A 14,889-nucleotide genomic window follows, 5' to 3' on the forward strand; every position below is an offset into this window, starting at 1 on the left:
ATGTGGCCGGATGTTTCAAATAATGATAAATGATTTACACACAGGAGTTGTTATGAGTGATATGGCGTTTTGCCGTGGTTGCGGAAAGGAAATTCATAAAGAAGCGGTTGCCTGCCCGAATTGCGGCGCACCACAGGCCGTGGCGGGAACCAAAAGCCGCATTACCGCCGCACTGCTTGCTTTCTTCTTTGGTGGATTTGGCGTGCATAAATTTTATTTAGGGAAAACAGGTCAGGGCATTCTTTATCTCCTGTTCTGCTGGACCTTTATTCCCTCCATCATCGCGTTTATCGAATTTATTATTTACCTGTGCAATTCCGATCAGGAATTCGCCCGTAAATACGGTTAATGATCTGCCCGCTTCACGCGTCAGGCCTCGCACTATGCGGGGCTTTATTTTTTTATTCCCGCCCGACAGGCCTCTCCCGGCCCCGGCTATCGCAGATTCCACCCACCGTATGTTATCTACAGGAAAAAATGATGCGTTACGTACTGTCGTTATTGCTGGCGCTTTACCTTCCTTTCGCAAGTGCAAACACCGGAACGGATGTGCAGAAAGAGATCACGGCGTTTTACACCTATTATCTGAACGAGTTTGGCAAAACGCCGCCGGATGAACTGATTAAAACGAAAACCATGCAGCAATGGGCATCGAAGAAATTACTGGCGCGAATGGCCGTTATTTATGACATGCCTGAACAGGAATTATTGGGCTCAGATTACTTCACCTATTGCCAGGACTATGACCCGGCATGGATCGCGCGCCTTAATGTCTCCCCCGCAAAACCAGACGGAGACAGCATGAAACTGGACGTTTCGCTGGGTATTGAAAATAACAAGGCAAAACATCTTCAGGTATGGACGCGTAAGGAAGAGGGCAAATGGAAAATATGGCGAGTCGTTGACGCCGGAAACCATTACGAGCAGAAACTCGATTAACGCAACCCGATCAGCCATCAGCCCCGCTCACATCGCGGGGCTTTTTTATGGTGATTATCTGCGGACTGCGATACAGAGCAGAGGACAGCGTCCACCTTCTTTGCGGATCGCCCTTGACCTTCCCCTTGATGGAAGGTTTAAGCTTCAGCACAGTTACTATTCAGCGTCATCATTAAGGAGATTGAGTATGTCTCATACTATAGAGCTAACCCTTGATGGCCTCTCCTGCGGCCATTGCGTTAAACGCGTGAAAGAGAGTCTGGAAAAACGCCCGGACGTCGAACATGCAGACGTTACCATTGAACGTGCGGAAGTGACCGGCAGCGCCAGCGCTGACGCGTTAATCGCCACCGTGCAGGAAGCCGGCTACGGTGCGAGCGTAAGCCACCCAAAGGCTAAACCGCTGGCAGAGTCATCACTCCCGTCGGAAGCACTGACAGCGGCCACTTCTGAGCTTCCGGCAGCCGATGACGTTGACGACAGCCAACAACTGTTGATCAACGGCATGAGCTGCGCCAGTTGCGTCTCCCGGGTGCAAAAAGCCTTGCAGGCGGTTCCCGGCGTCACGCAGGCACGGGTTAACCTGGCGGAGCGCACCGCGCTGGTCATGGGCAGTGCGCCCGCCGCAGAGTTAGTCAACGCCGTAGAGCAGGCCGGCTACGGCGCAGAAGCCATTGAAGACGACATTAAACGGCGTGAACGCCAGCAAGAAACCGCCCTCGCCACCCTGAAACGCTTTCGCTGGCAGGCCATTGTCGCCTTGCTGGTTGGCGTGCCGATCATGGTATGGGGCATGCTGGGCGACAATATGATGGTGACCGACGCCAACCGCTCGCTGTGGCTGGTTATCGGTCTTATCACCCTCGCCGTTATGGTGGTGGCGGGCGGCCATTTTTACACCAGCGCATGGAAAAGCCTGCGTAACGGCAGCGCCACCATGGATACGCTGGTGGCACTCGGCACGGGCGCCGCCTGGCTCTACTCGATGAGCGTCAACATATGGCCCCAGTGGTTCCCGATGGAAGCGCGCCATCTCTATTACGAAGCCAGCGCGATGATCATCGGCCTGATTAATCTCGGCCATATGCTGGAGGCGCGTGCACGCCAGCGCTCATCAAAAGCGCTGGAACGCTTGCTGGACTTAACCCCGCCAACGGCGCGGGTCGTGACCGCAGACGGTGAGAAAAGCGTACCGCTGGCCGAGGTGCAGCCGGGGATGACGTTGCGTCTGACGACCGGCGATCGGGTTCCGGTGGACGGTGAAATCAGCCAGGGTGAGGCCTGGTTCGATGAAGCGATGCTCACCGGCGAACCGATCCCGCAGGAAAAAGGCGATGGCGACACCATTCATGCCGGAACCGTGGTGCAAGACGGCAGCGTCTTGTTTACCGCCAGCGCCGTAGGGAGCCATACCACCCTGTCGCGCATTATCCGCATGGTGCGCCAGGCGCAAAGCAGCAAACCTGAAATTGGCCAACTTGCCGACCGCATCTCCGCCGTGTTTGTACCGGTGGTAGTGGCAATCGCACTGTTGAGCGGCGCCATCTGGTTTTTCTTCGGCCCGGCGCCGCAAATTGTCTATACGCTGGTGATCGCCACCACCGTGCTGATCATCGCCTGCCCATGTGCGCTGGGACTGGCGACGCCGATGTCGATTATCTCCGGCGTCGGTCGCGCTGCGGAGTTTGGCGTCCTGGTCCGTGATGCGGATGCGCTGCAACGCGCCAGTACGCTGGATACGCTGGTGTTTGATAAAACGGGCACGCTGACCCTCGGCAAACCTGAAGTGGTAAGCATCAAAACACTTCACGGCGATGAAAGCGATGCGCTGCGTCTGGCGGCTGCACTGGAACAGGGTTCCAGCCACCCGCTGGCGCGGGCAATCCTGGACAAAGCCGCCGCCGAAACGCTCCCGCAGGTTAACCAGTTCCGCACACTGCGCGGTCTGGGCGTCAGCGGTCTGACAGACGGGCGCAATGTTTTGCTGGGTAATCAGGCGCTACTGACCGAACAGAACGTTGATACGCACGCGCTAGAGGCTGAGATAGCCGAACAAGCCAGCCGCGGCGCAACACCCGTGCTGCTGGCGGTCGACGGCGAAGCTGTGGCGCTGTTTGCCATTCGCGATCCGCTACGCGAAGACAGTGTTGAAGCGCTGCAACGTTTGCACCGCGCCGGGTACCGACTGGTGATGCTCACTGGCGACAACCCCACGACGGCAAAAGCCATTGCTCAGGAAGCAGGCATTGATGAAGTGATTGCCGGTGTATTGCCGGACGGCAAAGCCGACGCCATTAAAAACCTGCAACAGCAGGGTCGCCAGGTGGCGATGATTGGTGACGGTATCAACGATGCCCCGGCGCTGGCGCAGGCGGATGTCGGCATCGCCATGGGCGGCGGTAGCGATGTGGCGATTGAGACGGCGGCGATCACGTTGATGCGCCACAGTCTGCTGGGCGTTGCGGATGCGCTGGCGATAGCCAAAGCGACGCTGCGCAATATGAAGCAGAACCTGCTGGGGGCGTTTATTTATAACTCGCTGGGTATTCCGGTGGCGGCAGGCATTCTCTGGCCGCTGACCGGCACGTTACTCAACCCGGTGGTAGCGGGTGCAGCAATGGCGCTCTCCTCCATTACCGTGGTGAGCAACGCCAACCGCCTGCTGCGCTTCAAACCGCGCCAATAACCTTTCCCCCCGTCGGTCACCGGCGGGGTTTACACCTTCCTGCGCTGCGCGTTAGCATGGCGTTTTCTTTTCAGGAAGCGCGTATGGCCCTGTTTCAACGCTTGAAAAAGTTTTTTCGTGCGCTGCTGGTGCGCCGTTATCGCTGGCCCGCACAGGATATTACGCTGCCCGGTAATCGGTTATTGCATCTGGTCGGCAGCATCCATATGGGGACGCAGGGTATGTCGCCCCTGCCAGATGCCCTGCTGCAAAAATTGCGCGAGGCCGATGCGCTGATTGTGGAAGCCGATGTCGCGGGTTCCGATTCCCCTTTCGATAATCTCCCCCCTGTCGCCCCCCTTGAACAACGCCTTACCCCAGCCTTGCAGGAGGAACTGGATAAGACGCTGCAAACCTTATCGCTATCGCGGGAGGAGTTTGAACATCGCCCGGCCTGGCATATCGCGCTGGTACTGCAGGCAACGCAAGCTCAACGTCTGGGGTTACGCCCGGAGTACGGCATCGATTACCAGTTATTGCGCGCAGCGCAACAATACCAGGTCAGGATCCTCGAACTGGAGGGCACCACCAGCCAGCTTGACCTCCTGCGTGCATTACCGGATGACGGCAATGAGCTGCTACAGGATACGCTCACCCACTGGCATGATAATGCGCGCTTATTGCAGGTCATGATGAGCTGGTGGCTGGAACACCCGCCAGCGGAAAACGAGATGGAACTGCCGGGTACGTTTAGCCAGCCGCTGCATGAAGTGCTGATGCAGCAGCGCAATCAGGCATGGTGCGAGCGGCTGTTTGCCCTGCCTCCGGGGCGCTACGTCGTTGCCGCCGGGGCGCTGCATTTGTACGGCGACGGCAATTTACCCTTACTGCTGCGACAGAGAATGGCGCAATAGCGCAAGATGGTACTATTTTCATGCGCCAACAAAGGCGTATGCTGGTCGCGTCAGATTACTGTGGTAAGAAGGATTGCTATGACTCCCGCCGTGAAATTACTCGAAAAAAACAACGTCTCTTTTCAGGTGCACACGTACGATCACGACCCCAATGAAACCAATTTTGGCGACGAAGTGGTGCGTAAACTGGGACTGAATGCTGACCAGGTCTACAAAACGCTACTGGTGGCGATCAATGGCGACATGAAACATCTGGCGGTGGCGGTGACGCCCGTCGCCGGGCAACTGGATCTGAAAAAGGTCGCCAAAGCGCTCGGCGCAAAAAAAGTGGATATGGCTGACCCAATGGTGGCGCAACGCACGACCGGCTATCTGGTGGGTGGCATTAGCCCGCTGGGGCAGAAAAAACGACTGCCGACGCTGATTGACGCGCCTGCGCAAGAGTTTGCCTCGATTTATGTTTCCGGTGGCAAACGGGGGCTGGATATTGAACTCGCGGCGAGCGATCTGGCAAACATACTGGACGCAAAATTTGCCGATATCGCCCGCCGCGATTGACGCCGGGTTACTGCCAGCTCACCTCGCCTTTCGGTTCGTAAGCATTCACATCCAGCGGTGAATTTTTCTGGATGTACTCCTTCAGCGCTTCGGCATCAATAAAGCCGGTATTCACATAACCGGTTTTATCGTCGAGGCGCGGATAGCCATCACCACCGGTGGCGTTAAAGCTCAGGGTCGCCAGGCGGTAGGTTTTCGCCATATCAATCGGTTCGCCTTTGATTTTCACATCACTCAGTTTGCCGTTTTTCGCCACAAAGCTGACGTTAGCGAACTGCGGATACGCCCCGGAGTCCGGTTTTTTCTGCGCCACTGCCGTCAGGTAGTCGGTCAACGCTTTACCGTCGAGATCGACATACACCAGCGTGTTGCCAAAGGGCTGCACTTTCAGCACATCTTTATAAGTGATGTCGCCTGCTTCAATGGAGTCACGAACGCCGCCACCGCTCATCACCGCCAGGTCGGCGTTAGTGCGAGCCATTTGTGCCGCCAGGATCACGCGCGCCAGATTGGTTTGCACGAAACGCACTTTGCTGCGATCGCCTTCCAGGTGACCGTTAGTGTTGCCGATTTTGACCTCCAGCTGCGCTTTGCCTTTGTTCTGGAACGGCGTCAGCAAAGAGAGCATTTGCGCGTTTTCTGCAATTTCCGGGGTGTAGAGTACGCGCTCACTCTGACCGTTATCGTAGGTCACCTTCTTCTTCAGGTTGACCGGGATAAGCTGGTAGCGCACCAGTTTCATCTCGCCATTACGGAACTGGAAGTCGGCGCGGCCCACATATTTGCCCCACTCATGCGCCTGCACAATCCAGATGCCATTTTGCTGATCCGGCGCACATGGCGTACCCGGCACATAATCGACCTGCTTTTTATTTTCCGAGGCCATACACACCGGATCTTGTGAGTGACCACCCACAATCATTGCCAGCGCCCCTTTCGGCAGGCTGCGCGCCATTTCAACATCGCCCGGCGCATTGGAGCCGTGTTCACCGTTGTCGTAATGCCCCATATGGGTGGTGGCAACGATCACATCCGGTTTTTCATTCTGCTTCAGCTCATCAATCACCAGTTTGGCTTCATCCGCGGGTTTGCGGAATTCAATATCGGTGAAAAACTCCGGATTGCCGATTTTCGCGGTATCGTCGGTTGTCAGGCCGATCACCGCAATTTTCAGGCCCTGGCGATTGAAGATCATCCACGGTTTAAACAGCCGTTCACCGGTGCTTTTCTGGTAAATATTGGCGGAGAGGAACGGGAATTTGGCCCACTTTTCCTGCTGACGCAGCACGCTAAGCGGGTTATCAAACTCATGGTTACCAACCGCCATTGCGTCGTAGCCGATCAGATTCATGCCGCGAAAATCTGGCTCTGCATCCTGTAAATCGGACTCCGGAACCCCCGTATTAATGTCGCCACCGGACAACAGCAATACGCTACCGCCTTGCGCAGCCACTTCTTTACGGATGCCGTCCACCAGCGTTTTTTGCGCCGACAGTCCATATTCGCCGTAATCGCTGCGCCAGAAGTGACCATGATGATCGTTGGTATGCAGAATGGTGACGTTATAGGTTTTATCCTGCTCGTAAGCCTGTACCTGCCAGCTTGCCAGCCCCATCGCCGCCAGCATCGCCAGCGCCATACTCTTCTTTATCAATTTCATGCTTCTCTCCCTGACCCCATTAATAAAACTGAGAAATTACAGCGCTTAAGGATAATAGACAAATACGTTTTCAGCATTGCGACTTCCTTCAAACCTTAAGCACAGGTATGTTAGCCAGATAACGATTTACCGTTCTGACGCTCTCCGCCCCTTCTCATCAACATACGTGGTATTTATGGCAATAAGTGAAACGCAGCAGACACCCCCTGCCGCGCGTACATCGTTCGGTATTCTTGGCGCAATCAGTCTTTCGCATCTGCTCAACGATATGATCCAGTCCCTGCTGCTGGCCATTTATCCGTTGTTACAGGCTGATTTCTCGTTGTCGTTTGTGCAGATCGGCCTGATCACGCTGACCTTCCAGGTCGCCTCCTCGCTGTTACAGCCGGTGGTGGGCTACTGGACCGATAAGCACCCGATGCCGTGGTCGCTGCCCATCGGTATGTGCTTTACCCTTAGCGGGCTGGTGTTGCTGGCGCTGGCGGGTAGCTTCGGTACGGTTTTGATCGCCGCCGCGCTGGTGGGAACGGGCTCATCGGTCTTCCACCCGGAGTCCTCCCGCGTGGCGCGCATGGCGTCTGGCGGGCGTCACGGTCTGGCGCAATCCATTTTTCAGGTGGGGGGTAATTTTGGCAGCTCCCTCGGCCCATTGCTGGCGGCGGTGATCATTGCCCCGTACGGTAAAGGCAATGTCGCCTGGTTTGTCCTTGCTGCGCTGCTGGCGATTATTGTGTTGTTGCAGGTCAGTCGCTGGTATGCCGCGCAACATCGGGTCAATAAAGGCAAAAAATCCGTTTCAGTGATGAATCCGCTGCCGCGCAACAAAGTGGTGCTGGCGGTTTGCGTATTACTGATCCTGATTTTTTCGAAATACTTCTATATGGCGAGCATCAGCAGCTATTTCACCTTTTATCTGATGCATAAGTTCGACTTGTCAGTGCAAAACGCCCAGATGCACCTGTTTATTTTTCTCTTTGCGGTCGCAGCAGGAACCGTGGTTGGCGGGCCACTGGGTGACAAAATTGGGCGAAAATATGTGATTTGGGGCTCTATCCTCGGCGTAGCGCCGTTTACCCTCGTTTTACCCTACGCAACGCTATTCTGGACCGGCGTTTTGACGGTGATTATTGGTTTTGTTCTCGCATCCGCGTTTTCGGCCATTCTGGTCTATGCACAGGAGCTGCTGCCGGGCCGTATCGGTATGGTTTCCGGTCTGTTTTTTGGCTTTGCCTTCGGCATGGGAGGCCTTGGTGCAGCGGTGCTGGGGCTGATTGCCGATCACACCAGTATCGATCTGGTCTATAAAATATGTGCTTTCCTCCCATTGCTGGGGATCCTGACGATATTCCTGCCCGATAACCGCCCCGAAGCCTGATTTCCTCGCGGCCAAAATATCTCTTTGGCCGCACACCTTCTTGCTGGCATGCCGCTGGCGCACGATTTCTGTTACGGAAGACCCGGTTGGCAATTTATTTCGCCCAAATTGCCATTTTCTTCATAATTCAACAATTATTCATAAACATACTGGTCAAAATTGTCATAAACTGTAACGCAGTTACGCCTTATCGCCCTGGGATCCCCGCATCAACGAAAGGAGACGGAATGCATCACGCCACCCCGCTTATCACCACCATTGTCGGCGGCCTTGTGCTCGCTTTTATTCTCGGCATGCTTGCCAACAAACTGCGTATTTCGCCGCTGGTGGGCTATTTACTTGCGGGTGTGCTGTCCGGTCCTTTTACGCCGGGTTTTGTGGCGGATACGCAACTGGCGCCGGAACTGGCTGAACTGGGCGTGATATTACTGATGTTTGGCGTCGGCCTGCATTTCTCACTGAAGGATCTGATGGCGGTAAAGTCCATCGCCATTCCCGGAGCGATCGCGCAAATTGCCGTCGCCACGCTTCTGGGTATGGCGCTTTCCGCAACGCTTGGCTGGTCGTTAATGACCGGAATTGTGTTTGGGCTATGTCTCTCCACCGCCAGTACCGTGGTGCTGCTGCGCGCGCTTGAGGAGCGTCAACTTATTGATAGCCAGCGCGGGCAAATCGCCATCGGCTGGCTGATTGTTGAAGACCTGGTGATGGTGTTAACGCTGGTGCTGCTGCCCGCCATCGCAGGCATGACGGAAAAAGGCGATGTCGGGCTGGCGTCGCTGGCCGTGGATATGGGCATTACCATCGGCAAAGTGGTGGCGTTTATTGCCATTATGATGCTGGTCGGCCGCCGTCTGGTGCCGTGGATTATGGCGCGCAGCGCGGCTACAGGTTCCCGCGAACTGTTTACCCTTTCCGTGCTGGCGCTGGCGTTAGGCATTGCGTTTGGCGCTGTCGAACTGTTTGATGTCTCTTTTGCGCTCGGCGCCTTTTTCGCCGGGATGGTGCTGAACGAATCAGAACTGAGCCACCGCGCCGCGCACGATACGTTGCCGCTGCGGGATGCTTTCGCGGTGCTGTTCTTTGTCTCCGTCGGCATGTTGTTCGATCCGCTGATCCTGATTGAGCAACCGCTGGCGGTGCTGGGTACGCTGGCGATTATCATTTTCGGTAAATCCGTTGCCGCCTTCTTCCTGGTGCGTTTGTTCGGCCACTCGCCGCGCACCGCGCTGACCATCGCCGCCAGTCTTGCGCAAATCGGTGAGTTTGCCTTTATTCTTGCCGGGCTGGGAATGGCGCTGGATCTACTGCCGCAGGCGGGGCAAAACCTGGTGCTGGCGGGGGCGATCCTGTCGATTATGCTCAACCCGGTGCTATTTGCGACGCTGGAGAAATACCTCGATAAGACCGAGACGCTGGAAGAACAAACGCTTGAAGAAGCGATTGAAGAAGAGAAACAGATCCCGGTGGACATCTGCAATCACGCGTTACTGGTTGGTTTCGGCCGCGTGGGCAGCCTGCTGGGTGAAAAACTGATGGCGCAGGGGATCCCGCTGGTGGTGATTGAAACCTCGCGAACCCGTGTGGATGAACTGCGAGAGCGCGGCATCCGCGCGGTGTTGGGTAATGCCGCCAACGAAGAAATTATGAACCTGGCGCATCTGGATTGCGCGCGCTGGCTGCTGCTGACCATCCCCAACGGGTATGAGGCAGGAGAGATTGTCGCCAGCGCCCGTGAAAAATGCCCGCACATTGAGATTATTGCCCGCGCACATTATGACGATGAGGTGGATTACATCACCGAGCGCGGCGCAAACCAGGTGGTGATGGGCGAACGCGAGATCGCTAACACCATGTATACGCTGCTGGAGAAACCGCTGGTCGAAGAGGCGGTCACAGGTTAAGAAGCAAAGAAGCAGGCGCATAGCCTGCTTCTTTATTGCCTCAGCCGTTGGGCAGCCTGCCCGACGCCGTTAAGGATCGCCTCGCTGATGTGCGCAGGGAATCCCGCCGGGAGCAGGCGCTGCGCTTCGCTAAGCACCTGTGGGGTTTTATCATGAAACTCGGCTAACAACGCCGCCATGCGTTCCTCGCTGAATCCGCATTTTTTGGCCGTCGCCAGAAAATGACGCGGATAAATCATATTCCAGTCGTACTTCTTTCCGCCTTTTCCCGTTGAATGCAGTGCCATCGCCATTTTGATATCTTGCCGCGCCAGCCCTTGTCCGCCCATTAATGGGTAACAGGACAAAATATCGTAGAGTGGCGTAAGCCGATATCCACCACCGGGCATTATTGCAACGGAATAATTCTTCGCATGACCATCGCTTGCCGCCAGCAGCCAAAATAAAATATGCGATCGCATAAAGTTTTCTCGATCCTGCTCCGCCTCATCCGATCCCAGTAAAAAATGCATAATATCAACAATGCCAGGTCCGCTGTCGCTCTCATATTTTTTCGTTGAGGGATAACCCATCGCCTGGCAGAGATCTTCTTGCGGCAGCCGCGCAATCCAGCGGTGGTCGCTGACAAACCGACGATCAAAGGCGTGTCACCGCCAGCGCTGTGGTTTGTGGCGTGGTAATGATTTCACAGTCAGGCGTTTCAACACCGTACAGACGAGCCAACAGCATACTCAGCCACTCATTCTCGCAACTCTCGCGGAGATCCAGCTTATAACTGTGGCCCTGAATCTCGCCAACCGGCAGTTTAAAAATATGCGTGGTAGGCGTAAGGCCTGTCGGGATTTGCCAGCAGTCCTGATAACGGAGCAGCGCGGTTTTCTCCTGCGCACCTGCGATTGAAATACGAAAATCTCGTTGCTGCTGTTGCACGAGTCGGGATGTACTCATATAGCCGGTCAGTACATCGCCCAGTTGAACGTTATCCAAAGGCTCACCGGTGATCTGCTCAATATTCTGGATAGCCTCTTCAGGCGGCTGCAAAATTAACGCACCAACACAGTCCCGCCCTATTTCGTACAATAAATCAAAAGGTTGCAGAGATTTAGTCTGGTAACGGCTGGCGATACGCTCCCGAATGTCGCGGCTATCGGGTAACAGATTGTCGAAGTAATTAAACACCACTTCGCCAGAGTATTCCGCCGCACGTAACGGCATGGAGAGCGAGACAGGGCGAGCCCCTACCCTATTCAGCCACGCCTGATGGTATTGAAAGGTATTCGCGCCGCTATTTTGTTGTACTAATGACCCAACCAGATAGCCATTCATGTACACAGACAAACCTCTCATTTACCACTCCTCCTTCCAGTCCTGCTGCAGCGTTTTTTCGCCTCTGGTCTCCAGATGGAGCTCCATATTCATCGCCGACAGAATTTTAAAAAGCGTGTCAATCTGGGTTTTCGCCGGGCTATTTTCAAATTTCGAGATGGTTTCCTGCCGCAACCCGACCTTCTCGGCCAGCAGCTCCTGCGGTAATTTTTTTGTTTTCCGGACATCTTTCAGAAAAATAGCTAACTGTTCAGGAGAGGTTATTTTCATGATTTCCACCATCTACTTTTATGGGCACTCGCGCATAGAATCAATATTATTCGCACTAGCGCATAAACTCAAATTTATGCCCATCAGCGCATAAAAAAACCGGTAAGCAGCGCTTTACCGGTTTTCATCAAATCACTGTCGGAAAATTAACGTTCCCAGTACGCCTCTTCGAGGCTGTCTTCCCGCTCCGGCAGCCCACGCGTTAAGCGCGGTGAATGCTGGTTCAGCACCTGGTAACTGACGCGATTGGCGTATTTACAGACCTGCGCCAGCGACGAATAGGTCAGCCAGTTGAATTTGTGCTTACTGGAGTTGGGAACGTTGGCACGGTGGTAATTATTGGCGGTGATATCATGCAGCAACGCGGCCAGTGCGCCATCGCCTGCACCGTTGGTATTCATGATTTTTTCCGGGCCGCCCATATAGGGCGCAATGTGCGAATAGATACGCAGCGGGTGTTCACAATCTTTGTGGCGCAGCGCGCGGCTGAACTCAAACTGGTTGAATTCGGCAATCGCGCCCGGTAACAACGGATGCTGCGTTTTACGCTTCGCGTCGTCTTCCGTAAAGCCTGCCATATACAAGCCGACAGGCCCGGCGGTGCAAAGCACCAAATCAACCCAATCCAGCGCTTTATCAGAGGCCAGCAACGGATCGCTCTCGCCCGTCAGGGCATGCCCCTCCTCTTCGTTCATCGCCAGAATTGAGACGTTCTCTTTGAGGAAATCGCGCCACCACTGCGGGTTATCAGCAATCACATATTTGGTACCCAGCGTCAGCACCACCGGAACATTATGCTTTTTGGCGTACGCCACCGCCTGCAGGGTTGCCTCCGGCATCGGTTCACCGGGGTTGCAACGTACCAGGTAAGAAGAGAGTACCAGTGCAGAAGCCCCTGCAATCACCTCTTCCGGGATACTGTCGGCACGCAGTTGATTCATCTGGCCAGGGCTTATCGCAAACGTACGCTCGCCGCTGTCGTTAATCAGGGTGAAACAACGGCCAATCGCGCCGTCCACCCCTTGCAGATAGTTCAGATCGGTACGGCTGGAGGTGTTGCACAGGTAACGATAGGCGTAGCTGCCAATCTTCACGTTTTCACACATCACACCAAGCAGTACCGAGCGGTCATCCGCCAGCACAGAGTAGTTGTGCATGGTGTTGCCGATGGTGCCGCCAGCAAACTGATGGGTGATCAGGTTTTCACGCACCAGTTCCTGATACAGCGCTTCGGCGACATCATCCGCGATCACCAGCGAATGCCCGGCGCTCAGGCCATAACGCGTAATAAACGCATCATCCACCTTTGCCTCAATATCCACCAACGTCTGGTCAATGCCGACCACCCAGCAGGTGCTGACTTCGCTCTCAGGCTGGATTTGCTGCAATAACGGATCGCGGGCGTTGACGGGGAAATAGTGTTTGGATTTACGTTTACCGGGAAATTTCATGGTTGCGATAAGGGGATCAACATTCGGGCTGTGAATGGTAGCACACTCACGGCCCGCCGCGCGATCAGCGATATTTCGCGGTTAAATTCACCATCATCTCGATATGATCCGACGTGTCATTAAGCGCCGGAATGTACTCATATTTTTCCCCACCCGCTTCGAGGAAAAATTCACGGTTTTGCACCGCAATCTCTTCCAGCGTCTCCAGGCAGTCGGAGGCAAAGCCTGGTGACATCACCTGAATATGCTTCACGCCTTTCTCACCGAGCATTTTCAGCGTTTCATCGGTATAGGGGGTTAACCAGGGTTCGCGACCAAAGCGGGACTGGAACGTCATCATCACTTTTTCCGGCGGCAAGTCGAGCGCGGAAACCAGCTCGCGGGTGGTATCGCGACAGCGCTGCGGGTAATCATCCCCTTCGGCGGCATAACGTTGAGGAATGCCGTGATAAGAGAGCAGCAGCAAATCCGGCTCGCCATGTTGCGCAAAAGAAGCGCGAACGCTGTTTGCCAGCGCCGTAATGTAGTCCGCATCATCCGCGTAATCGCGAATAAAGGAGACGCCGGGAATATGGCGTTTTTTCGCCAGGATACGCGCCAGTTCATCCCAGACCGCCGCGACGGTGGAGCAGGAGTATTGCGGATAGAGCGACAGCACCACGATATGGTCAACGTCCTGCGCCAGCAACTCATCGACTGCGCTCTCCAGTGAAGGAGAACCGTAGCTCATGCCGAGCACCACTGGCACATCCGGTAGCCGGGCCGCCAGCGCCTGTTGCTGCCTGCGGCTGTAGACCATCAGCGGCGAACCGTCTTCCATCCAGATGGAGCGATAAAGTTTTGCCACGCGAGGTGAACGAAGGGGCAGGATCACGCCGCGCAGCAGCGGCCACCACAACAATCGCGGAGTATCAACAACGCGTCTGTCGCTCAGAAATTGTCGCAGATAGCGTTTAACTGCTTCGGGGGTAGGTGCATCGGGGGTGCCAAGATTGGCCAACAAAATGCCCGTTTTCGCCTGACTCATTCGCGCCTCTTAACCATTTAACGGGTTGATAATTGTAGCCGAAACGCGCGCAAACGGAACCAATTGCAGTGATTGTTGAAACTCCCCGGCAAGAGAGCCGGGGAGAGAGGCGTTAGCCGAGGATTTTTTCCAGTTCAGCGCGCACGTCGTTCACGGCTTTGGTGCCGTCAACTTTGGCATATTGGGTGTTACCCGCCTGCGCTTCTTTCTGGTAGTAGCCGATCAGCGGCGCAGTCATCTGATGGTATTCCACCAGGCGTTTACGCACGGTTTCTTCCTGATCGTCTTTACGGGTGGTCAGCTCTTCGCCGGTCACATCATCTTTACCTTCGACTTTCGGCGGGTTGAATTTGATGTGGTAAACGCGGCCAGAGGCAGCGTGAACACGACGACCAATAATACGGTCGACAATCAGTTCATCCGGCACGTCGAATTCCAGGACGAAATCCACCGCAATGCCCGCTTCTTTCATGGCATCAGCCTGCGGGATCGTACGCGGGAAGCCATCGAGCAGGAAACCGTTGCGGCAATCTTCCTGAGCAATGCGCTCTTTTACCAGCGCGATAACCAGTTCGTCAGTCACCAGTTTGCCCGCGTCCATAATGTCTTTAGCCTGTTTGCCCAGCTCGCTGCCGGATTTCACAGCCGCACGCAGCATGTCGCCGGTGGAGATTTGCGGAATACCGTATTTCTCCATGATGAACTGCGCCTGAGTTCCTTTACCTGCGCCCGGAGCGCCAAGCAGAATAATACGCATTGCGGAAATCCCCTCAAATGTTGGTTCAATTTTTCAAAAGCGC

Annotated in this window: 12 protein-coding genes and 1 pseudogene; 7 read left to right on the top strand and 6 right to left on the bottom strand. The window is 55.1% G+C overall.

Going from position 1 to position 14,889, the window contains the following annotated elements; genetic code table 11:
* Positions 1 to 52: 52 nt before the first annotated feature.
* The 5 genes from ACQ3G7_RS05715 (at position 53) to ybaK (ending at position 5,076) form a co-directional block, all read left to right on the top strand.
* Positions 53 to 349 carry a TM2 domain-containing protein gene (locus tag ACQ3G7_RS05715; RefSeq protein ID WP_263100951.1) on the top strand — a complete coding sequence of 99 codons (297 nt, stop codon included), beginning with the start codon at positions 53 to 55 and terminating at the stop codon, positions 347 to 349.
* A gap of 128 nt (positions 350 to 477) precedes the next feature.
* Positions 478 to 939 (top strand): YqhG/Tai3 family protein, encoded by a 462-nt coding sequence (locus ACQ3G7_RS05720; protein WP_312690924.1) that lies wholly within the window; start codon positions 478 to 480, stop codon positions 937 to 939.
* A 187-nt stretch (positions 940 to 1,126) separates the two neighbouring features.
* Positions 1,127 to 3,625: a copper-exporting P-type ATPase CopA gene (copA, locus tag ACQ3G7_RS05725; protein WP_430889158.1), complete on the top strand. Its 2,499-nt coding sequence runs from the start codon at positions 1,127 to 1,129 to the stop codon at positions 3,623 to 3,625.
* An 83-nt stretch (positions 3,626 to 3,708) separates the two neighbouring features.
* Positions 3,709 to 4,518 carry a TraB/GumN family protein gene (locus ACQ3G7_RS05730; RefSeq protein WP_430889159.1) on the top strand — a complete coding sequence of 270 codons (810 nt, stop codon included), beginning with the start codon at positions 3,709 to 3,711 and terminating at the stop codon, positions 4,516 to 4,518.
* Positions 4,519 to 4,596: 78 nt separating this feature from the next.
* The gene (ybaK, locus tag ACQ3G7_RS05735; protein ID WP_263097743.1) at positions 4,597 to 5,076 is read left to right on the top strand and encodes a Cys-tRNA(Pro)/Cys-tRNA(Cys) deacylase YbaK; all 480 of its coding nucleotides are present in this window, start codon (positions 4,597 to 4,599) and stop codon (positions 5,074 to 5,076) included.
* A 7-nt stretch (positions 5,077 to 5,083) separates the two neighbouring features.
* Here ybaK and ushA read toward each other — a convergent pair whose 3' ends face one another.
* Positions 5,084 to 6,736, bottom strand: coding sequence for a bifunctional UDP-sugar hydrolase/5'-nucleotidase UshA (ushA, locus tag ACQ3G7_RS05740; RefSeq protein ID WP_430889160.1), 1,653 nt, complete (start codon positions 6,734 to 6,736; stop codon positions 5,084 to 5,086).
* A gap of 175 nt (positions 6,737 to 6,911) precedes the next feature.
* Here ushA and ACQ3G7_RS05745 point away from each other — a divergent pair, with 175 nt between their 5' ends.
* Together ACQ3G7_RS05745 and ybaL are read left to right on the top strand one after the other, a co-directional pair.
* The gene (locus ACQ3G7_RS05745; RefSeq protein ID WP_263097745.1) at positions 6,912 to 8,111 is read left to right on the top strand and encodes an MFS transporter; all 1,200 of its coding nucleotides are present in this window, start codon (positions 6,912 to 6,914) and stop codon (positions 8,109 to 8,111) included.
* A 227-nt stretch (positions 8,112 to 8,338) separates the two neighbouring features.
* Positions 8,339 to 10,015, top strand: a complete 1,677-nt coding sequence (gene ybaL / locus ACQ3G7_RS05750) for a YbaL family putative K(+) efflux transporter (RefSeq protein ID WP_263097746.1) — start codon at positions 8,339 to 8,341, stop codon at positions 10,013 to 10,015.
* A 32-nt stretch (positions 10,016 to 10,047) separates the two neighbouring features.
* On the opposite strand, the pseudogene ACQ3G7_RS05755 reads toward ybaL, so the two are convergent.
* The 5 genes and pseudogenes from ACQ3G7_RS05755 to adk all read right to left on the bottom strand — a co-directional run bounded on the left by ACQ3G7_RS05755 (position 10,048) and on the right by adk (position 14,846).
* A pseudogene (locus ACQ3G7_RS05755) lies at positions 10,048 to 11,362 on the bottom strand (type II toxin-antitoxin system HipA family toxin).
* On the bottom strand, positions 11,363 to 11,611 hold the full coding sequence (locus ACQ3G7_RS05760) for a helix-turn-helix domain-containing protein (RefSeq protein ID WP_430889161.1): 249 nt from the start codon (positions 11,609 to 11,611) through the stop codon (positions 11,363 to 11,365).
* A gap of 146 nt (positions 11,612 to 11,757) precedes the next feature.
* Positions 11,758 to 13,062 carry an inosine/guanosine kinase gene (locus ACQ3G7_RS05765; protein WP_263097747.1) on the bottom strand — a complete coding sequence of 435 codons (1,305 nt, stop codon included), beginning with the start codon at positions 13,060 to 13,062 and terminating at the stop codon, positions 11,758 to 11,760.
* Positions 13,063 to 13,126: 64 nt separating this feature from the next.
* On the bottom strand, positions 13,127 to 14,089 hold the full coding sequence (gene hemH, locus ACQ3G7_RS05770; RefSeq protein ID WP_430889162.1) for a ferrochelatase: 963 nt from the start codon (positions 14,087 to 14,089) through the stop codon (positions 13,127 to 13,129).
* 112 nt (positions 14,090 to 14,201) lie between these two features.
* A complete protein-coding gene (gene adk / locus ACQ3G7_RS05775; protein WP_263097749.1) occupies positions 14,202 to 14,846 on the bottom strand; it encodes an adenylate kinase in 645 nt (214 codons plus the stop codon).
* Between the last annotated feature and the right edge of the window lie 43 nt (positions 14,847 to 14,889).

The sequence above is a fragment of the Kosakonia sp. N21 genome (assembly GCF_050587465.1).
Classification (GTDB): domain Bacteria; phylum Pseudomonadota; class Gammaproteobacteria; order Enterobacterales; family Enterobacteriaceae.

What these genes read in the sequence shown, in the direction of transcription:
- ACQ3G7_RS05715 (WP_263100951.1), top strand. Translation starts at nt 53, where the DNA reads ATGAGTGATATGGCGTTTTGCCGTGGTTGCGGAAAGGAAATTCATAAA.
- ACQ3G7_RS05720 (WP_312690924.1), top strand. Translation starts at nt 478, where the DNA reads ATGATGCGTTACGTACTGTCGTTATTGCTGGCGCTTTACCTTCCTTTC.
- copA (WP_430889158.1), top strand. Translation starts at nt 1,127, where the DNA reads ATGTCTCATACTATAGAGCTAACCCTTGATGGCCTCTCCTGCGGCCAT.
- ACQ3G7_RS05730 (WP_430889159.1), top strand. Translation starts at nt 3,709, where the DNA reads ATGGCCCTGTTTCAACGCTTGAAAAAGTTTTTTCGTGCGCTGCTGGTG.
- ybaK (WP_263097743.1), top strand. Translation starts at nt 4,597, where the DNA reads ATGACTCCCGCCGTGAAATTACTCGAAAAAAACAACGTCTCTTTTCAG.
- ushA (WP_430889160.1), bottom strand. Translation starts at nt 6,736, where the DNA reads ATGAAATTGATAAAGAAGAGTATGGCGCTGGCGATGCTGGCGGCGATG.
- ACQ3G7_RS05745 (WP_263097745.1), top strand. Translation starts at nt 6,912, where the DNA reads ATGGCAATAAGTGAAACGCAGCAGACACCCCCTGCCGCGCGTACATCG.
- ybaL (WP_263097746.1), top strand. Translation starts at nt 8,339, where the DNA reads ATGCATCACGCCACCCCGCTTATCACCACCATTGTCGGCGGCCTTGTG.
- ACQ3G7_RS05760 (WP_430889161.1), bottom strand. Translation starts at nt 11,611, where the DNA reads ATGAAAATAACCTCTCCTGAACAGTTAGCTATTTTTCTGAAAGATGTC.
- ACQ3G7_RS05765 (WP_263097747.1), bottom strand. Translation starts at nt 13,062, where the DNA reads ATGAAATTTCCCGGTAAACGTAAATCCAAACACTATTTCCCCGTCAAC.
- hemH (WP_430889162.1), bottom strand. Translation starts at nt 14,089, where the DNA reads ATGAGTCAGGCGAAAACGGGCATTTTGTTGGCCAATCTTGGCACCCCC.
- adk (WP_263097749.1), bottom strand. Translation starts at nt 14,846, where the DNA reads ATGCGTATTATTCTGCTTGGCGCTCCGGGCGCAGGTAAAGGAACTCAG.